16 protein-coding genes and 1 riboswitch are annotated in these 19,613 nt (G+C 40.5%); of the genes, 5 read left to right on the top strand and 11 right to left on the bottom strand.

Features of this window, described 5'->3' with window-relative positions:
• Positions 1-107 precede the first annotated feature (107 nt).
• On the bottom strand, positions 108-596 hold the full coding sequence (locus LPB68_RS15530; RefSeq protein ID WP_068656794.1) for a DUF948 domain-containing protein: 489 nt from the start codon (positions 594-596) through the stop codon (positions 108-110).
• Between the two features lie 225 nt (positions 597-821).
• On the opposite strand from LPB68_RS15530, the gene LPB68_RS22365 reads away from it, so the two are divergent.
• A complete protein-coding gene (locus tag LPB68_RS22365; protein ID WP_082865649.1) occupies positions 822-986 on the top strand; it encodes a DUF1328 domain-containing protein in 165 nt (54 codons plus the stop codon).
• Positions 987-1,206: 220 nt separating this feature from the next.
• Positions 1,207-1,389: a hypothetical protein gene (locus tag LPB68_RS15520; protein ID WP_068656798.1), complete on the top strand. Its 183-nt coding sequence runs from the start codon at positions 1,207-1,209 to the stop codon at positions 1,387-1,389.
• An 84-nt stretch (positions 1,390-1,473) separates the two neighbouring features.
• On the opposite strand, the gene LPB68_RS15515 is transcribed toward LPB68_RS15520, so the two are convergent.
• The gene (locus tag LPB68_RS15515) at positions 1,474-3,099 is read right to left on the bottom strand and encodes an ABC-F family ATP-binding cassette domain-containing protein (RefSeq protein WP_068656942.1); all 1,626 of its coding nucleotides are present in this window, start codon (positions 3,097-3,099) and stop codon (positions 1,474-1,476) included.
• Between the two features lie 139 nt (positions 3,100-3,238).
• Between LPB68_RS15515 and LPB68_RS15510 the strand changes: the two genes are divergently transcribed.
• On the top strand, positions 3,239-4,375 hold the full coding sequence (locus LPB68_RS15510) for a virulence factor (RefSeq protein WP_068656800.1): 1,137 nt from the start codon (positions 3,239-3,241) through the stop codon (positions 4,373-4,375).
• A 104-nt stretch (positions 4,376-4,479) separates the two neighbouring features.
• Positions 4,480-4,684, top strand: a riboswitch (Lysine riboswitch).
• Positions 4,685-4,863: 179 nt separating this feature from the next.
• Complete coding sequence (locus LPB68_RS15505; protein ID WP_068656803.1) at positions 4,864-6,324, top strand: amino acid permease; 1,461 nt, start codon at positions 4,864-4,866, stop codon at positions 6,322-6,324.
• Positions 6,325-6,430: 106 nt separating this feature from the next.
• Here the strand turns inward: LPB68_RS15505 and LPB68_RS15500 are convergent, their stop codons facing one another.
• The 3 genes from LPB68_RS15500 to xylA form a co-directional block, all read right to left on the bottom strand.
• A complete protein-coding gene (locus tag LPB68_RS15500; RefSeq protein ID WP_068656805.1) occupies positions 6,431-7,567 on the bottom strand; it encodes a transglutaminase domain-containing protein in 1,137 nt (378 codons plus the stop codon).
• Between the two features lie 266 nt (positions 7,568-7,833).
• Positions 7,834-9,330: a xylulokinase gene (gene xylB / locus LPB68_RS15495; RefSeq protein ID WP_068656807.1), complete on the bottom strand. Its 1,497-nt coding sequence runs from the start codon at positions 9,328-9,330 to the stop codon at positions 7,834-7,836.
• A gap of 109 nt (positions 9,331-9,439) precedes the next feature.
• Positions 9,440-10,753, bottom strand: a complete 1,314-nt coding sequence (gene xylA, locus LPB68_RS15490) for a xylose isomerase (RefSeq protein ID WP_068656809.1) — start codon at positions 10,751-10,753, stop codon at positions 9,440-9,442.
• A 134-nt stretch (positions 10,754-10,887) separates the two neighbouring features.
• Here xylA and LPB68_RS15485 point away from each other — a divergent pair, with 134 nt between their 5' ends.
• Positions 10,888-12,048 (top strand): ROK family protein, encoded by a 1,161-nt coding sequence (locus LPB68_RS15485; RefSeq protein ID WP_068656810.1) that lies wholly within the window; start codon positions 10,888-10,890, stop codon positions 12,046-12,048.
• 449 nt (positions 12,049-12,497) lie between these two features.
• Here the strand turns inward: LPB68_RS15485 and trxB are convergent, their stop codons facing one another.
• The 6 genes from trxB to LPB68_RS15455 all read right to left on the bottom strand — a co-directional run bounded on the left by trxB (position 12,498) and on the right by LPB68_RS15455 (position 19,595).
• Complete coding sequence (trxB, locus tag LPB68_RS15480) at positions 12,498-13,421, bottom strand: thioredoxin-disulfide reductase (protein WP_068656812.1); 924 nt, start codon at positions 13,419-13,421, stop codon at positions 12,498-12,500.
• Between the two features lie 122 nt (positions 13,422-13,543).
• Positions 13,544-15,493 (bottom strand): heavy metal translocating P-type ATPase, encoded by a 1,950-nt coding sequence (locus LPB68_RS15475; protein WP_068656813.1) that lies wholly within the window; start codon positions 15,491-15,493, stop codon positions 13,544-13,546.
• Between the two features lie 328 nt (positions 15,494-15,821).
• A complete protein-coding gene (locus LPB68_RS15470) occupies positions 15,822-17,117 on the bottom strand; it encodes a homocysteine synthase (protein ID WP_068656815.1) in 1,296 nt (431 codons plus the stop codon).
• Between the two features lie 72 nt (positions 17,118-17,189).
• A complete protein-coding gene (locus tag LPB68_RS15465) occupies positions 17,190-18,050 on the bottom strand; it encodes a sugar phosphate isomerase/epimerase family protein (RefSeq protein ID WP_068656817.1) in 861 nt (286 codons plus the stop codon).
• A gap of 21 nt (positions 18,051-18,071) precedes the next feature.
• The gene (gene kduD, locus LPB68_RS15460) at positions 18,072-18,824 is read right to left on the bottom strand and encodes a 2-dehydro-3-deoxy-D-gluconate 5-dehydrogenase KduD (protein WP_068656818.1); all 753 of its coding nucleotides are present in this window, start codon (positions 18,822-18,824) and stop codon (positions 18,072-18,074) included.
• 3 nt (positions 18,825-18,827) lie between these two features.
• Positions 18,828-19,595 carry a DeoR/GlpR family DNA-binding transcription regulator gene (locus LPB68_RS15455; RefSeq protein ID WP_068656820.1) on the bottom strand — a complete coding sequence of 256 codons (768 nt, stop codon included), beginning with the start codon at positions 19,593-19,595 and terminating at the stop codon, positions 18,828-18,830.
• Positions 19,596-19,613: the final 18 nt, after the last annotated feature.

The raw sequence follows: 19,613 nt of genomic DNA, 5'->3' as shown, positions 1-19,613 counted from the left end.
GTAAGGAATGAGGCAAGCCCCTCTCCTTACCTATGTTTAAAGTACATATACATCACTGGTTAACCTTCACTATATTTATTAATAAATTCTCATTATTCAAATCTGCATTAGCGACGAAATTTCTGCCATATTCCAGCAGCGACATCAACATATTTCACCCAATTTGGATCTTTAGAATCCTTTGCCTTATTTAATGCTGCATAAGATTGCACTGTCCGTTGTTCAGCTTTGCTTAGTGGCACATTAGAAAGGTTGGATGAAGCGTTGGTTTTGGGCTTTTTCATTTTCTCCATTACTGTGCTAGATAGTTGCTTAGCCGCGAACGTCACTTCACTTAACACCTCACCAAGATTATGTACAGATTCCATCACGGGATCCATTTGCTTCATCTTTGTCTGTAGGTCTACAGTAATTCCATTCGCTTGTCTGACGGTTTGTTTCACTTCATAACCTAATTCTTCAATCGTCTTCTGAACTTCCTGTAAAGTCTGCGTTGTCTTCTCTAATGATTTCGTTGCTGCCTTTAGCGTTTTTATTAAAAAAACAACAAGTATAGCAAAAGCAACCGCTATAACAACTACACTAATTTCGATCATGGGGAAATCTCTCCTGTCTAAAATATATATTGTTCGATACTGTTATTTACCCGTTTCCCAAATGGGCGAAACAAGAATAACTAATTTTTTAGCGCCGACCCACAACTTCACAATTGGGGTTGATTCATTTTTGAATGCCAAGGTTAATTAACGAATACATTCTCCTAATCCTTATGAAGGAATCTGAGGAAATATCCTAAATATACAGAAAGAAAGGTGAGTATCATGCTTAAATGGTCTGTAATATTATTAATTATTGCGTTGATTGCAGGAATCTTCGGATTCTTCAATATAGTTGCCGCTGCTGCTTCTATTGCGAAAATACTCTTCTTTATCTTTATCGTATTGTTTATAATTTCTCTCTTTACAGGACGTTCTAGAAATATATAACGCATGTATAATATAGACAATTCACAGAACCCCCACCATTGCTGAATTAGTAATGGCGGGGTTCTCTTGCTTGTAGTTCATATTTAGTTGTTGATCAAAATTATAAATCATAAGCTATCAATTGTCATATAAATAGAAAAAGATATTAAGTACAAGTCCACTTGTAGTGATAATTAAAAAAGATTAGAATAAAGGTACACGCCCAAAGGGAGGTTTTCATATGAGCGAAAATAATGAAATTAAAAAAGTCAGTCTGGCTGATGCCATTCGGAAAAAGTTAGATCAAAAGAAACAGCACTCTTCCTCAAGCCAAACGAATACCTTTCAAGCTGGTTCTGCCAAACCATTAAAAAGTCAGAATAATAAAAAACCGAATAACCAACGTCGCCGTACAGGTGTATAAGACCCTTATGCTAAAAGGACGCAAAAAAAAGCTTATAATCCCAATCTTGGGACTAGAAGCTTTTTTTGTTTATTCATCTATAAATTATTCTTCTACTGGATACATCTGTTTCCGCAGCGCTATAATTTCTTCGTTATCCAAATATTCATCATAGCTCATCGAACGATCAATAATACCGGTTGGTGTTATTTCGATAATCCGATTTGCAATCGTTTGGATGAACTGATGGTCATGTGATGTAAACAGAATCGTTCCATCAAAATCAGTAAGTCCGTTGTTGAGAGCTGTAATAGATTCCAAATCCAAGTGATTCGTAGGTTCATCGAACACAAGAACATTGGCACCATTCAACATCATCTTGGCTAACATACAACGCACTTTCTCACCACCAGAAAGGACACTTGCTTTCTTCAATGCTTCTTCTCCCGCGAACAACATACGACCCAAAAATCCGCGTAAGAACGTTTCATCTTGATCTTGAGAATATTGGCGTAGCCAATCTACCAAATTCATATCCACGCCATCGAAATAACTGGAATTATCTTTCGGGAAATAAGCTTGAGTTGTCGTAATCCCCCAAGTATATTCACCTGAATCAGCAGGTTGTTCACCCATCAGAACATCAAATAGTGTCGATTTAGGCAAACCGTTTGGTCCTACTAGTGCAATCTTATCGCCTTTGTTAACTACAAAGCTTACATTATCGAGCACTTTTTCATCACCGTTCGATTTACTTATACCATCAACCGTAAGTAGTTGCTTACCTGCTTCACGTTCAGGTTTGAAATGTAAGAAAGGGTATTTCCGGCTTGATGGACGAATGTCATCCAATGTGATCTTCTCAAGCTGTTTTTTACGCGAAGTTGCTTGTTTAGATTTCGATGCATTGGCCGAGAAGCGTTGTATAAAGGCTTGTAACTCTTTCATCTTCTCTTCTTTTTTCTTATTAGAATCTCTTGACAACCGTAGGGCAAGTTGGCTAGATTCATACCAGAAATCGTAGTTACCTACATACATCTGAATCTTACCAAAATCAATATCCGCGATATGCGTACATACTTTATTCAAGAAGTGACGGTCATGGGATACCACAATAACGGTACCTTCATAATCCATCAAGAAGTTCTCTAACCAGCCAATGGATTCAAGATCCAAATGGTTAGTAGGTTCATCGAGCAATAGGTTATTCGGACGTCCGAACAACGCTTGTGCCAACAGTACGCGAACCTTCTCGTTCCCGCTAAGTTCCGTCATCTTCTTATCATGAAGTTCACGAGAAATCCCAAGACCGATTAATAGTGCCGCTGCATCTGGTTCAGCGTCCCAACCATTCAGTTCAGCAAACTCTCCTTCAAGCTCCCCTGCACGAAGGCCATCCGCTTCCGAGAACTCGGATTTGGCATATAATACATCCTTCTCCTTCATGATTTCATACAAACGAATATGTCCCATAATAACAACTTCAAGGACTTGAAATTCATCATATTCATAATGGTTCTGCTTGAGTACTGCCATGCGTTCTCCAGGTGTCATATGAACCTCACCTGAGTTCGCTTCAATTTCTCCTGATAAAATCTTCAAAAACGTTGATTTACCCGCACCATTCGCGCCAATTAGTCCGTAGCAATTGCCTGGTGTGAATTTTATAGTTGCATCTTCAAAAAGTGCGCGTTTTCCATAACGGAGTGTCACGCCGCTTGTACTAATCATGAAATAATCCATTCCTTTCAAATTTAGCTCCTCATATTATATCACAAACAAGAGACCATTTCGAAGTCCACAACCCTTTATTTTTATTCTAAAGAAAATAAGGTAAACTATCATAGACAAGGAAGGATGTGCATATGTCATGAAAATTACATTTATAGAACCAACACCAAGTCCTAATACCATGAAACTCCATTTAGATGAAACTATAGAGACGGGACTACGAAAGACATATACCCTAGACAATGAGCGTTCTGCCCCAGCATGGATTAAAGAGATGCTTCACATCCCTGGTGTAAAAAGCGTATTTCACACTACGGATTTTGCAGCGCTCGAACGAAAAGGTAACGCTGATTGGTCAGCTATCTTAGGCGAGGTACAAGAAAGGCTCGGACAAGATGGTTTGACTACAAATTGGATCGAAGCTGATCAGGATTCAGGTGAACACTATGGCGAAGCTGAAGTCCTAGTACAATATTTCCGTGGAATTCCTATGCAAATTCGGGTAAAGGCTGAAGGTCGTGAAGAACGAATCGCTCTTTCTGAGCGCTTTACTCAGGCGGTGACCGAAGTCGCGATCGCGACAATGATTAAGGAACGTAAATTATCAGATTATGGTGTCCGTTATGGTGAATTGAAGGATATAGCTCGTGAAGTCGAGCAAGAGCTTGAAGCAGCGTATCCAGCAGAACGATTACAAAAAGTCATTCAACAGGCGATAGCACACGGTAAAAGTGATGAAGAATTCATGGAGAAACGTACGGAGTTGAGCGATCAAGAGATTGAAGAAGCACTGCAGAATAGTGATTGGCGTATACGCTATGCTGCACTTGACAGCATGGTTCCATCAGAAGAACGAATTCCATTTATACATGTCGCACTTCATGATACGAAGGTACAAATTCGCCGCCTTGCTATTATTTATCTCGGTGATTTGCGTTCTCTGGAAGCAATGGAATTGTTATTCGAGGCTTTGAAGGATAAATCAGCCGCCGTACGACGCACAGCCGGAGATACATTATCCGATATTGGCGATGCTAGTGCTACTCCCGCAATGACAGAATCATTAAAGGACACAAGCAAGCTTGTCCGCTGGCGTGCTGCGCGTTTTCTATATGAAGTAGGTACCGAAGACGCACGTGAAGCGCTTGAAGCAGCTGTAGACGACTCTGAGTTCGAAGTCAGTCTACAAGCAAGAATGGCTCTTGAACGGATTGAATCTGGCGAAGAAGCTGCCGGAACGATATGGCAGCAGATGGCCAAGCGCACTCGTTCATAAGTTCAATATTTATCCATTGATCCTGAGCATTGGATTGATTATACTTAGACCTTATTCAGGTTATACCTTTTTATATTTTAAATAAAGATATCCTCATCCTTCTAAGATGAGGTAGAGGTCGCGAAGAGCGATGAGTAGATTGTGAAGAGGCGTTAGAAGCCGCTGGTTGATTCGCAATTGAAAGGCACCCTTCGCCGAAGTATACAGGCTGCTTCTTCTATTAGCCAAGTATGCTGGGTCTGTTTTCCGAATAGGGACAGAACTGTCATGGTTTCCTTCCATAGGACATCATGTTGGGCTATCTTTCATGGATTTAGGGTGCGGATCATATAATTAGACACATTTTTATGCCTTCTTTGTTAGGAGAAGCGTATATTTGTTGCTATGAGATTTTGACTATGTTGACCGCCATTTTTTTCCTGCGGTCTTTTTGATATTCTCCGCCCCTTCCATGAATAATGATTTTATTTCAAGAAGGAGTGTACTTAATGACAAAGAACCAACAAGAGACTGAAACTTCATTGAAGCCAAGTCTCAAAGCACGACATATGACTATGATTGCTCTAGGTGGGTCTATTGGAACCGGACTCTTTCTCGCTAGCGGCAGCGCTATTTCCTCATCTGGACCCGGTGGAGCCTTACTAGCTTTCGCTGCAGTAGGATTAATGGTTTACTTCCTAATGACTAGTTTAGGTGAATTAGCAACGTATCTCCCTGATTCAGGATCATTCAGCACGTATGCTTCAAGATTTGTTAGCCCTGCCTTCGGCTTCGCTGTGGGTTGGAACTTTTGGTATAACTGGGCTGTGACCATAGCTGCTGAACTAGCCGCAGCCACCGTCATTATTAAATATTGGTTTCCTGAAACTTCCTCTGGACTATGGAGCCTTTTGTTTCTATTCCTAATGTTCGGATTGAATTTCTTATCAACGAAAAGTTATGGGGAATCGGAGTATTGGTTCGCTATTATTAAAATCATTACCGTTATTGTGTTCCTTTCAGTTGGGATCTTAATGATCTTTGGAATACTTGGAGGCGAGTCCGTTGGAATGAAAAATTTCAACCTTGGCGGATCACCATTCCACGGTGGGTTCTTTGCTTTTGTTGGAGTATTTATGGCCGCTGGTTTCTCATTTCAAGGAACCGAACTTATTGGAGTTGCTGCAGGCGAGAGCGAGAATCCTCGCCAGAACGTACCACGTGCTATTCGCCAAGTATTTTGGCGTATTCTTATCTTCTATATTTTTGCTATATTTGTTATCGGAATGCTCATTCCCTATACAGATCCAAGTTTACTTAATGGTGACCTTAACAATATTGGGGTTAGTCCTTTTACACTCATCTTTGAAAGAGCGGGATTTGCCTTCGCTGCAGCGCTCATGAACGCCGTCATCCTAAGTTCCGTTCTATCGGCAGGTAACTCTGGTATGTATGCAGCCACTCGGGTTCTTTATTCCATGGCTAGAAATGGACTAGCGCCTAAATTCCTTGGCAAATTAAACCGTCGTAGTGTTCCTGTTAATGCTTTGCTTATCACAAGTGCAGTAGGTATGTTAGCGTTTCTTGCTTCCTTCTTCGGGGATGGTATCGTCTATAATTGGTTATTAAATGCTTCAGGGATGTGCGGATTTATCAACTGGCTAGCTATCGCCATCTGCCACTATCGCTTCAGAAAGTCTTTTATTGTTCAAGGACATTCTCTATCCGATCTGCCTTTTCGCGCACGATGGTTCCCGGCTGGTCCGATCTTCGCCTTTATTCTGTGTCTTATAGCCATATTCGGACAGAACCTCGGGGCTTTCACAGGTGAAACTATTGATTGGTATGGTATCGTCGTATCCTATATTAGCGTTCCTCTATTCTTAATCATATGGTTTGGCTATAGATGGGTGAAGAAAACCAAAGTCATTCCTTTGGACCAATGTGACCTAAGTACACATCAACATTAAGAATGGGCATGTTGCTCATTCAACACAGCAAAAAGCAGATCAAGGTTTATCCCTTGACCTGCTTTTTGCTGTGTATCCGTCTTTCTTCTGCACAATACCCTATCTCTTATTTCCAAGTGATATAGACTTTCAGATCACCAGTCTCTTCAAAGGGACTATGATGGTATGATATTCCCTCTATGCCTAATTTGTATAACTGTTGTAGTTCATCAATCAATTCAGCTTCATTTCCTTGGAAACGAAATAATAAAGAATGGTTACCTTTATTTATCACTGCCTTTGTCTTGGAAACTAATTGGTCTGTCGAAGATACAATCTCACTTTGCTCATAAAGGTGATATTGAAGATCATTCACTAATTTTTTATAGAATGCTGCCTTACTCCCTCCCTGTTTAGCGAGTATAGACAACGTATCCCTATATAATGTGGTTGCAGCAGGATATGGCTTGGTCCAGCTGTGATCCTTATGCATCTGCTTATCGTTACGCAAATAGTATTCTGTACCCACGACATCCTTCTGGTCAGGGACAGGGTCATCCCAAGTTGTATCCAAGTGATACCAACTACCAGACAATAGAACCAGATTCCACGCATGTAGTTGACTTGTATTGCTTCCTTCTGGAGTGGCAGTACCCTCAACAATTCTATTCTCAATACCCGCTTCTTTTAACATTTTGTACGTCAAAAGCGAGTATCCTTGGCACACTGTACTTCCCGTATTTAGCCCATCAAAAGCGGTATATTTCTGTAATGTCGTATCATATTTCAGATGAGTTACAATCCAGTCGTGGATAGCCTTCACTTTCTCATGATCATTCATGCTAGGAATAATAATCTCTTTCAGCACTTGATTCACTTGCTTCTCCACATAAGCTGTTTCTGCCGCTGTCTCGCGATAACTAAGCTTCACACTTACATCTGCGGTATTATGACTTCCTCGATACGAGTAGCCATAACTTGCAATCGTATAATTAATATAAGGATCGCTCTCCATCGCTTGATCCAATGCCTGTTTCAATTGCGTCTTAAGCGAATTCGTTTTCCCTTTATATACAAATTCAACATTGACTTGATGCCCATTCATTGCTGATAGTAACACCTGTTGTATATCGTTTACTGATCTCACAGTCGTAATCTTCGAGGATGCAAATGCATGTTCAAAGTCTACTGAAGGTGGAATAGCAACAGCTAACAAGGTAGCTATGATCAACGCTTTAACAAGTCGAGTACGGCCTTTTCTCATATATCCCTCGTCCTTCTATAGTTATTTCACACAAATAGTGTAACATAATTTACTTAACAAAACGTATTAAATACCATTAGCAAATACCATAATGAATTCACTGCACTCCACTATATTTATGCATCTTGCCGTTATATATGCTTCATCGAATAAACCCTTCATAGATTACTCTTTTTATTACAACATAAAAAAGCCATTCCTCATCTTAATAGAGAGAAAATGGCGATATCTAGCTGTTTATTTACTTATTTCTGCATCTAGATTATTTACTTACGAAATGCAGCTAACTTATCATTCAACTCACGAGTTTGTCCATAAACATCTTGATACACACTGAACAGGTTCTCGTATACAGCCACTGCTTCAGGATTTGGTACATAAGATTTGGCAGTTCGTAAGAAGTGTGATGCACATTCTTGTAAAGATGGGAACCAACCACTTCCATAAGCAGCAAGCATGGCTGCCCCCATAGCTGGTCCCTGTTCACTTTCCAACTTCAGAATCGTAGCATTAAAGATGTCAGCTTGCATTTGTAACCAATTTTCGTTCTTAGTTCCCCCACCAATGGAGATTACTTCAGTAATCGTCTTACCTGAATTACGTAGGATATCAATAGATTCTTTCAAAGAGAATGTGATTCCCTCCATCACTGCCCGTGCGAAATGGGTACGATCATGTCCTGCATCCATCCCAATAAAGCTACCTCGGATGTTAGCATCAGGATGTGGTGTACGTTCGCCGACAATATATGGCGTGAAGAGCAATCCACCACTACCCGCTGGAATACTGTCGATTCCTTCAAGCATTTGATCGAATGTAAGATCAGCTGCGAATGTTTCCTTAAACCACTGCAAACTATAACCCGCAGCCAAAGTAACTCCCATAATATAATAAGCATCTTTCTCGCCATGATTAAAGAAGTGCACTTTCCCTTCGAAATCTAAATCCTTACGTTCTTCATATGACAGAATGACGCCAGATGTACCAATACTGCACATCGTTTGGCCTTCACTTAGAATTCCTGCTCCAATAGCACCGCAAGCGTTATCTGCTCCACCAGCAAATACCTTAGTGGATGATAGCAATCCCGACTTCTCTGCAATTTCTGGAAGTAAGATTCCTACTTGATCAAAGGAATCAACTAGACGTGGACAAATGGATAGTGGTAGATCGAAAGCAGTCGCGATTCTATCACTCCACTCTTTACCAGCTACATCAAGTAACAAGGTTCCGGCCGCATCAGAATAATCCATTGCATAGTCACCCGTTAAACGGAAACGTACATAATCCTTAGGCAATAGGAACAATGCTGCTTGCTTAAGAATTTCCGGTTCATGTTCTTGTACCCATAGAATCTTTGGTAAAGTGAATCCTTCCAACGCCCGATTGCGAGCAATCTTCAGAAGATCAGCACCTAATACTTTCTCAATCTTACGACATTGCGGGGTTGTACGTGTATCATTCCATAAAATCGCATTGCGAAGCACCTTGCCAGCATCATCAACCAATACTAAGCCGTGCATCTGACCTGAGAAACTAACTCCTTCTACTTCTGAAGGTTTTACACCTGAATCCTTCATCATTCTGTTTAGGGAGATTAATGTCTTCTCTACCCATGCTTCTGGATCTTGTTCACTATAACCTGGCTTCGGTTGAAGTAGTGGATACGCTTCCGATACTTCATATACTACTTGGCCATCCTTATCTACAAGTACCGTTTTCACAGCACTTGTGCCTAGATCGATACCAATAACATAACTCATAATACCCCTCCTATACTTACTTTATTAATTTTTTTACAAAAGAAGACCGCCGCCTTCCCGTGGGAAAGGAGCGGCGGTCCTAAAAGCTAGTACGCTACCGTACTAATTATTAAGCGTAGATATATTGATTCAAAGTTGCTTTCAGTTGCTCTTGGCGTCCTGAAATATTCTTACGTGGGTTTTCATTGTTAAGAGCATATTCAGCAAGTGATGATAAAGTAGCTTTACCAGATACCACATCTGCTCCAATACCTTCACTGAAACTACTGTAACGAGTTTCGATAAAGCTATCGAATACGCGATCTTCGATCAATTTAGCAGCTACTCTCAAACCTTTAGCATAAGTGTCCATGCCTGCAATGTGAGACAAGAACAAATCTTCTGGTTCGAAGGAAGCACGACGGACCTTAGCATCAAAGTTTACTCCACCACGGCCAATTCCGCCGTTCTTAAGAACTTCATACATTGTAAGTGTTGCATCATAGATATCAGTTGGGAATTCATCAGTATCCCATCCAAGAAGCATATCTCCTTGGTTAGCATCCAATGATCCAAGCATACCGTTAGTACGAGCTACACGAATTTCATGATCAAACGTATGTCCAGCTAATGTTGCATGGTTAGCTTCAAGATTCAATTTGAAATGTTTATCCAAACCGTATTTTTGCAAGAATGCAATTGTAGTAGCTGCATCATAGTCATATTGGTGTTTTGTAGGTTCTTTTGGTTTAGGCTCGATTAAGAATTGAGCATCAAATCCAATTTCCTTCGCGTAATCAACAGCCATTTGGAACATACGAGCTAAGTTATCTTGTTCCAATTGCATATCTGTATTAAGAAGTGTTTCGTATCCTTCACGGCCGCCCCAGAACACATAGTTCTCAGCGCCAAGACGTTTACCAACTTCAAGACCCTTCTTAATTTGTGCTGCTGCATGTGCATAAACATCAGCGTTATTCGTTGAAGCTGCACCATGCATGTAACGAGGATTTGTGAACATATTCGCTGTGTTCCAAAGCAATTTCTTGCCTGTTGCTTTCATTTGATCTTCAATCAATCCAACAATAACATCAATGTTACTTTGGAATTCACGGAGATTATTTCCTTCTGGAGCGATATCAATATCGTGGAAACAGAAGAATGGAAGACTCATTTTATCCATAAATTCAAATCCAGCTTCAACACGAGCTTTGGCAAGATCAAGACCAGTATATTTATCCCATGGACGAACAGCTGTCTCAGCTCCGAATGGATCTGAACCTCCCGCAACTAATGTATGCCAATAAGCCATACCGAAACGGAAATGCTCTTCCATTGTTTTACCAGCAATTACTTCGCTTGGGTTATAATTTTTAAATGCAAAAGGGTTTTTTGAATCGTTACCTTCGTACGCAATTTTTCCAATTTGATCAAAATAGGCCATGTTATAATGTCCTCCTCATATTTATAAAGTAATCGCTATCACAATGATCTTATCATATCTGTTATACTTTGTCTATTGGATAAACAAAGTGTTTTATTCTATACTGTTTCTTACAAAGGATGTGTACAATTCTTATGAAAATCACCGGTGATCAAGCGCTGGTTAAAAAAATTAACAAGTCTATCGTTCTAGATACGATCCGTCGTCACGGTCCACTATCTCGCATACAAGTCTCTGAGAAGACAGGTCTTAATAAAGCTACAGTATCCAACCTTGTCCTTGAATTGTTGGCAAATTACCTAGTTGAGGAAATTGGCCCAGGTGAATCTAGTGGGGGCCGGAAGCCAACAATGCTTCTCTTTCATCGAAGTGCGGGGCATGCCATTGGGCTGGAACTGAGCGTAACCCATTTAACAGGTATTCTTACGGATCTTGAGGATAACATCGTCGCAGAATACAGCACAAGATTAACCCAACGTGACTTCCCTTCTGTCCTAGATGAGATGCATCAAGCTATACGTTCTCTTATGCAGAAGGCGCCCTCCTCTCCACATGGTGTAGTTGGCATCGGTGTTGGTGTACCTGGCATGGTCGATGATAGTGGTACGATCCTTTTTGCCCCCAACTTGGGTTGGGAGAAGATTCCCTTAAAGGATATCCTAGAGGATGCCTTTAGTATCCCAGTAACCATTGATAATGAGGCAAATGCAGGTGCTGAAGGAGAACTCCATTATGGTGCCGGAATTGATGTCCATCATCTCATTTACATTAGCGCTGGAATGGGAATTGGATCTGGTATTATTGTCGATGGTCAACTTTACAAAGGGGCACGCGGATACGCTGGAGAGACAGGACATATGACCATTGAAGCCAATGGTAGTAAATGCTCCTGTGGTAATCAAGGATGTTGGGAGTTATATGCCTCCGAGATCACCTACGGTGATCTATCGAAAGATTTACCTGCCCATACAACTCAAGAGCTTATTCCACATGCCTTACAACATGATCCAGCAATCCTTGGCCTCTTTAATACTATTGGACATTATCTTGGTATTGGAATCACCAACATTATTAATAGCTTCAATCCAGAACTTATTATTATTGGTGGACCCCTTGCTGAAGCTAAGGAATGGCTAGAATCTCCATTGCAATCTGTTGTAGCCCAACGAACCTTACCTTATCATCGAAGCCAGTTGCAGGTTCAATTCTCAGCACTTGGTAGTCATTCAACTATGCTAGGCGCTTCATATGCTGCTGTATCTCAATTTTTAGGGCGTGTTCGAGTTTCATTGTAAAATTTTTAGATTTTTTTTGATTTCGTCGCATTTTCGCCTTTTTTAGGTCTGCCATTCTACGTAGGTTTCGCTATAATGGAACTATCCAATGTGATTTAAATCATATCATTATAGAAAAGAGTAGATGTCTCTTGACCTACGTTGATACTTCCGATATCTCGGCGCAGATGTTTATCACAGTATTGTTATTTTTACTCGTCATCGCTCCTTTGTTTAGCCTTGCTATCTTGCGTTTTTTTCAATCTAAACATAAATCTGGACTTCTTCTCATCTTAGCAGCTATTATCACCTATGTAATATTCCAAATTAGTATGTTAATATTCTTCTAACGTAGGTTCATAGCCAAAAAAGCTTCACTCTCCGCATGTTGGAAGGTGAAGCTTTTTTGTATAAATTGATAACCCACATCTTGTACCTATCGAGTGAATATCATCTCATTTGATAGGTCTTTATTTCAGATTCTCGATATATTTCTCGCAATCCATAGCTGCCATACAACCACTTCCTGCAGCAGTAATCGCTTGTCTGTATTTTGTATCCTGAACATCACCACAAGCAAATACACCTGGGATATTCGTTTCAGATGTTCCTGGTTTAACCACAATATATCCATTGTCATCTGTAGTGATACTGCCACCTAGAAATGCTGTATTCGGATGATGCCCAATCGCTACAAACACCCCACTTGCTTCGAGTAATTCCTCTTGGCCTGTTTGATTATTTAGCACTTTAAGAGCATTAACTCCTCGATCTCCCGCAATTACTTCAAGCGGAGTACGATTAAGTGACCATTCCACTTTACTGTTCTCGCGAACACGATCTTGCATAATTTTCGATGCACGTAATTCCTCGCGGCGGTTCACTATCGTTACTTTTGAAGCAAATCTAGTAAGGAAGTTCGCTTCTTCAAGAGCTGAGTCCCCACCACCAATAACCACGATATCTTTACCACGAAAGAAGAATCCGTCACAGGTTGCACATGTACTTACCCCACGACCAATATTATCTTGTTCCCCTGGAATACCCAAGTATTTAGCAGTAGCTCCGGTAGATAGAATAAGTGTTTCTGTAACTAGCTCACCAATTCCTTCTACATTCAGTTTGAATGGACGCTCATTCAGTTCCACACTATTTACCCAACCTGTACGGAATTCCGCACCGAAGCGTTCAGCTTGCTTACGCATATTATCCATTAATTCAGGACCCATTATTCCATCAGGGAATCCTGGGAAATTTTCGATTTCAGTTGTGGTTGTTAATTGTCCTCCTGGTTGAGGCCCTTCAATAATTAATGGCTTCATATTAGCACGTGCCAAATAAATCGCAGCAGTTAACCCTGCCGGTCCAGTTCCTACAATAATTGATTTGTACATGTAATTCTCCCCCTAACACAAATATATAAATAAATTTTATTAATTATAATAATTATAATCTGTAATCATTATGATTTAATACATTCTATTTGTCAACAAAATGATTACAGATTCATCATACATTACTTTAGCAGGCGTAATCCGTTTAATATAACTAGAATAGTGCTTCCTTCATGTCCTACCACACCAAATGGAAGAGCAATATCTGCAAAGAAATTACTAATGATTAGCATCAAGATAACAGTAATTGCAAATATCATATTCTGCTTGATCACTCTTTGAGCGCGTTGTGCTAGCTTGATAGTACTCGCTATCTCCTCAATGTTATCATTCATCAGAACAACATCAGCAACTTCTAACGCAGTACCACTGCCATTCATACCCATACCGATTCCAACCGTTGCAGTAGCTAATGCAGGTGCATCATTCACCCCATCACCAACCATAACCACATGCCCATGTTGCTCTCTCAATTGTTTGATGTAATACAATTTATCTTCTGGTTGCAAATCAGCAAAAACCCAATCGACATCAAGCTGTCTACCAATTACTTGAGCTGTATCTTCGTGATCTCCGGTTAGTATTGCAACTTTAATACCTAAATCTTGCAAAGACTTCACAGCTTGTGCTGCCTGTGGACGAATGATATCCTGGAAGGCAATCAAACCTACAATGTTGTTATTGTTCATAATCACTGAAACCGTCTTCCCCTGCTTCATTAAGCTTTCTCTTGTTTCCAACCAAAATGGTTCAACCATATACGTATCAAGTATGTTACTCTTCCCAATCTCCCACAACATTCCATCTACCTTAGCTGACATTCCCCATCCTGTAACAGATTGAACGGATTCGACCTCTTTGAATACAAGTCCTTCAACCTCTTCTTTAGCTTTGTGTACAATAGCCTTGGCTAATGGATGCTCAGATAACTGTTCTATCGAAGCACATATCGTAAGCAACTCATAGCTATCCACATGCTCATTAACGATGAAATCCGTTACTTGAGGTGTACCGAGTGTAAGAGTCCCTGTCTTATCAAATGCTACAACTGACGTCAATGCCAAGTTCTCCACATGAGATCCACCTTTGAAAAGAATTCCTCTTCGAGCTCGATTCGAAATTGCCGACAGCATGACTGGCATAATCGATGAGACTAGCGCACATGGCGAAGCAACAACTAGAAACACCATCCCTTTATAAAAGGATTCACCCCAAGTCCAACCGAATAGGATGGGTAAAAGAATAATAATAGCTAATGTAGCTACAGCGACAATCCGAGCATAGATCGATTCAAAACGTTTGATGAAACGTTGGGAATTCGGAACTTCACTTTCCGCTTCTTCAACTAATTTAATTATCTTTGCAAATACCGTGGACTCTGCTGTTTTTGTAACCTCAACATAGAGTACACCATCCCCATTAACCGTACCCGCAAAAACTTCATCTCCTGGAGTTTTATCCATTGGAATGGATTCACCTGTTATCGATGCTTGATTAACAGCAGAGTTACCACGTTGCACACAACCATCCGCAGAAATCAATTCACCTGGCTTAACGAGAAATAAATTCCCGATTTGAAGTTGGTCAATCTTTACTTCTACCATATCTCCATTCTCAATCCGAAGTGCAGTCTCTGGCTTAAGGGCCATTAATGAAGAAATATCTTTCTTACTGCGATCCATCGTATAACTCTCTAGCGCTCCACTCAATGCAAAAATAAATATGAGTAGCGCACCCTCGTTCCAATAACCAATAGAAGCCGCACCCAAGGCTGCAGCGATCATAAGTAAATTCACATCAAGATCACGTTCTTGAATCAACGTTTTGATTCCTTCCTTAGCCGTGATCCATCCACCCAATGCATAGGCAATAACATATAATATAATCGATAAGTATTCATTCGAATGTCCTACTGACCATGCTATCAGTGTCATTGACCCACTTCCGATAGCAGCGAGAACTTCATTATTACGTAGTAAGTTCCGTAAATCCAACTTTCTCTTCTTATTGGGATTAGGTGCATTCGATGTATTAAATCTCATTCTTGATGATGCTCTTTGTGTGTTCTCCATAACCATTCAACCTCCTATTGATAATGAATCGCATTATTACCACCCTAAAAATGACAGAAGCTGCCCCGGATAATCCGGAGCAGCTTTCAAATGATAATGATAATCATTTCTTGTACGTATACAATTATTTTTACCTAATACAACTTTATATTTTATATAATACCTCTCACACAATTCCATGTAAATAGCCATAACTATATTTAGACAAAAAAAACCGTAATATATATGCGGTCCCAAAACATCTAGATTCTTATATGTCAAAAAAGGACATTCCTTAGCCTTTACACTAAGGGATGTCCTTTTCTTTATAATAAATTATTCAACTCATTTATTTATTTTGACTTGCTTGAATCGCTTGTTCCAAATCATGTAGGATATCACGAATATTCTCTGTGCCGACAGACAATCGAATCATTTCTGGTCTAACACCTGCTGATAATTGTTTTTCTTCAGATAATTGTGCGTGCGTTGTGCTAGCAGGATGAATGATCAATGACTTCGAGTCACCAACATTCGCCAAATGAGAGAACAACTTCACACTCTCAATCAATTTTCGTCCTGCATCTGTGCCACCCTTAATTCCAAAAGTCAGAATTGCACCTTGACCGTTAGGTAAATATTTCTGAGCTAAATCATATGAAGGATGACTCGGAAGACCTGCATAACTAACCCATTCTACATTTTCATGATTCTCAAGATATTGAGCCACCTTAAGGGTGTTCTCACTATGGCGTTCCATCCGTAGATGTAGCGTCTCTAGACCCTGTAAAAGCATCCAAGAGTTGAATGGTGATATCGATGAACCCATATCTCTTAACAATTGAACTCGAGCTTTAATGATATACGCAATAGGTCCAACGGCTTCAGTATAGACTACGCCATTGTAGCTTGGATCCGGTTCTGTAAGACCAGGAAATCTTCCACTAGCTTTCCAATCGAACTTACCTCCGTCAACAATAACACCACCTATGGAAGTACCATGACCTCCAATGAACTTTGTTGCTGAGTGAACAACAATATCAGCACCATGTTCGATGGGACGAAGTAAGTAGGGACTTGGAAACGTATTATCTACAATAAGAGGTATACCATGTTCGTGAGCAATGTTCGCTACCGCTTCTACATCAAGAATGCTTCCTTGAGGATTACCAATCGTCTCCGCATAAAGAGCCTTCGTCTTATCCGTAATCGCTGCACGGAAATTCTCAGGATTATTTGAATCTACGAAATGCACCTTGATCCCTAACTTCGCTAGTGTATTAGCAAACAGATTATATGTTCCTCCATATAGACTGGACGAAGATACAATTTCATCTCCGGCACCTGCGATATTAAGAATCGAGAATGTGATGGCAGCTTGTCCGGAAGCAGTTGCTAGTGCACCTGCTCCTCCTTCGAGGGCTGCAATACGTTGCTCGAAAACATCAGTGGTAGGGTTCATGATCCGCGTGTAGATATTACCAAACTCCTTAAGTGCGAACAAGTTAGCTGCATGTTCACTATCTTGAAACCCATAAGAAGTTGTCTGATAAAGTGGAACAGCTCGTGACAGTGTAGTAGGATCAATCTCCTGACCTGCATGAACAGCCAAGGTCTCAAACGATAAACGTTGTTCTTCGGACATGGTAAAGCCTCCCTTATCAATTATAAATATGATGATATTATGCATGTACTATTCATATCTTCTCATAAATATTTACATTTGGAAAGATCGACTCACACTGTTCCATATTTCTCTTAAATAAGTAGAAGCTTGAGTTGACTGTTCAGCAGTAACCCCTTCAAGAGAAATATCAATATGAGGAGTATACGTTTGTAACAGTTCAAAGAATAATGGATAATCCAATATCCCCTTCCCTGGAACAGGGTTACCCTTGACTTGATCAGCAGAGAACGCAACATCTTTACTATGAATCATGATCATCCTTGAATATAAGTCTTGAAATATCCCATGTAAGAAGCTCGCCTGATCTTCCACATGTTCGATCTTCATCATATTACAAGGATCAAATAATAAACCTAGATTTGATGACGGTATCTCCTCGAACAAACGGAGCGTATGCTCTTTCGAATGCACCGTATGCACTGATACTGGTTCAACAGCAATATGAACGCCCCACTTCTCTGCTTCCTCTGTCAGTTCCTCCATACTCTCACGGAAGATCTTCCATCCCATTTCTTCGAAACGATCCGGAAATGTTGATTGATAGGTATTCAAATTTCCAGTCTCTGTGGCGACCATACTGCACCCGAAGTCACGAGCATAGCGAAGATGCTCCTTAAACCGGTTCAAGTCCATTCGGCGTTGTTCCTTATTAGGGTTCACAGGATCAATATAGCATCCCAAAACTGCAATCCTAACACCTTGCTGATCGAACGCTTCTCCTATTGTATTAGCTAAGCCAGGACTCAACTTTCCATATGTGGAATCAATATCAGAGAGTGCTTTAGATAATGCTAGCTGAACATATGAGAACCCATGAGTAGCAACAGATTTCGCTAAATCTGCATAAGGCTGTTTACCAAATATATGAGCAAGAATTCCCAATTGCATCATTCTATCCCCCTGCTACAACTATTATCGTGCCATCCATCCACCGTCTACGCAAACGACGTGACCATTCAAATAATCCGATGCTTCAGATGCAAGAAATACAGCAGGACCCTTCAGATCAGCGGGCGTTCCCCAGCGTGATGCAGGAATACGAGCTAGAATATCCTTAGAGCGACCTTCATCAGCGCGGAGGGCTGATGTATTGTCTGTCGCCATGTAGCCTGGAGCAATCGCATTGATCTGAATACCTTTAGATGCCCATTCATTTGCGAATGATTTCGTAATTCCTGCTACCGCATGTTTACTCGCAGTATATCCTGGAACATTAATTCCACCCTGATAGGATAGCATTGAAGCTACATTAATAATTTTGCCACTACCACGTTCGATCATATGCTTACCTGCTAACTGACAAAGAAAGAATACAGTATTCAAGTTAAGATTGATCACATCATGCCAATCTTTCGCTGGGTGATCAACTGCTGGTACCCGACGTATAATTCCCGCATTATTAACTAGAATATCTACTCTACCAAAGAACCCAAGCGCCTCATTAAATACATGTTCTAATACCGTTTCATCACTTAGATCGGCCTTGATCTGACGTGCTTTACGTCCTAGGTTTTCTACAGCTTTTACCGTTTCATCACTATCTGTATAAGAGATAGATACAATATCTGCCCCAGCCTCTGCGAATCCAATAGCCATTCCTTGACCAAGACCACTCCCGCCCCCAGTAACCACAGCAACTTTACCTGTTAAATCGAATAATCCCATGATTTATTCCTCCAAAGATTTATAGTCTAAAGTAATACCAGATTCACTAAATCTCTTGGCCATTTGTTCAGGAAGTCCACTGTCCGTAATAATGACATCCATTTCAGCGCATGTAGCGAAGGTCCTAAGTGCAAATTGGCCAAATTTAATATGATCAACGACACCATATACTTGTTGCGCCGTTTGAATGAATGCTTTTTTTAGAGGAACTAAATCCCCCGTGTAAATCGACAATCCAAACTCAGGATGTATAGCCGTAGCCGAAATAAATGCTTTGTGAATATTCAACTCGGAAATCATACGCGGAGCATCCTCATTCACTAATACGTTACGCACACGTGATCCACCAGGAACGACTAGCATAATCTGGTCCTTCCTGGTCAATTCATTAATGATGAATAGATCATTGGTAATGACCGTCAAGGGTTGATTGTCCAACCGTTTAGCAATTTCCAGTGTCGTGCTACCACCATCCAGCGCAATAATATCACCCTGTTCAATGTACTGTAGTGCATGTTGTGCAATTTGAACTTTCTCTTGACTATGCTTTTCTGTAACACCTTTACTAGTTAGAATTCCAAATTGATCATTTTGTGCTAATATTGCTCCACCATGGACTCTTGTTAGGAGTCCCATACTTTCTAGCTTATCGAGATCCTCACGTACAGTTTTACCTGTCACCTGTAACATCTCACTCAATTCTACAACCGTAACTTCCTGCCCCGAAATTAAGGCCTCCATAATTTTTTCATGTCGTTTTAAGGGACTCATAGCGTTTCATCGCTTTCT

Origin of the sequence: Paenibacillus crassostreae, assembly GCF_001857945.1 — a bacterium.
Classification (GTDB): Bacteria; Bacillota; Bacilli; order Paenibacillales; family Paenibacillaceae; genus Paenibacillus_AQ; species Paenibacillus_AQ crassostreae.
The sequence above is the reverse complement of the archived record's forward strand: the minus strand, read 5'-3'. Positions and strand labels throughout refer to the sequence as shown.

Coding starts and splice junctions, on each gene's coding strand:
- trxB (WP_068656812.1), bottom strand. CDS start 13,421: ATGTACAAATCAATTATTGTAGGAACTGGACCGGCAGGGTTAACTGCT.
- xylA (WP_068656809.1), bottom strand. CDS start 10,753: ATGGCCTATTTTGATCAAATTGGAAAAATTGCGTACGAAGGTAACGAT.
- LPB68_RS15505 (WP_068656803.1), top strand. CDS start 4,864: ATGACAAAGAACCAACAAGAGACTGAAACTTCATTGAAGCCAAGTCTC.
- LPB68_RS15455 (WP_068656820.1), bottom strand. CDS start 19,595: ATGAGTCCCTTAAAACGACATGAAAAAATTATGGAGGCCTTAATTTCG.
- LPB68_RS15510 (WP_068656800.1), top strand. CDS start 3,239: ATGAAAATTACATTTATAGAACCAACACCAAGTCCTAATACCATGAAA.
- LPB68_RS15520 (WP_068656798.1), top strand. CDS start 1,207: ATGAGCGAAAATAATGAAATTAAAAAAGTCAGTCTGGCTGATGCCATT.
- LPB68_RS15485 (WP_068656810.1), top strand. CDS start 10,888: ATGAAAATCACCGGTGATCAAGCGCTGGTTAAAAAAATTAACAAGTCT.
- LPB68_RS15465 (WP_068656817.1), bottom strand. CDS start 18,050: ATGATGCAATTGGGAATTCTTGCTCATATATTTGGTAAACAGCCTTAT.
- LPB68_RS15470 (WP_068656815.1), bottom strand. CDS start 17,117: ATGTCCGAAGAACAACGTTTATCGTTTGAGACCTTGGCTGTTCATGCA.
- xylB (WP_068656807.1), bottom strand. CDS start 9,330: ATGAGTTATGTTATTGGTATCGATCTAGGCACAAGTGCTGTGAAAACG.
- LPB68_RS15475 (WP_068656813.1), bottom strand. CDS start 15,493: ATGGAGAACACACAAAGAGCATCATCAAGAATGAGATTTAATACATCG.
- LPB68_RS22365 (WP_082865649.1), top strand. CDS start 822: ATGCTTAAATGGTCTGTAATATTATTAATTATTGCGTTGATTGCAGGA.
- LPB68_RS15500 (WP_068656805.1), bottom strand. CDS start 7,567: ATGAGAAAAGGCCGTACTCGACTTGTTAAAGCGTTGATCATAGCTACC.
- LPB68_RS15515 (WP_068656942.1), bottom strand. CDS start 3,099: ATGATTAGTACAAGCGGCGTGACACTCCGTTATGGAAAACGCGCACTT.
- LPB68_RS15530 (WP_068656794.1), bottom strand. CDS start 596: ATGATCGAAATTAGTGTAGTTGTTATAGCGGTTGCTTTTGCTATACTT.
- kduD (WP_068656818.1), bottom strand. CDS start 18,824: ATGGGATTATTCGATTTAACAGGTAAAGTTGCTGTGGTTACTGGGGGC.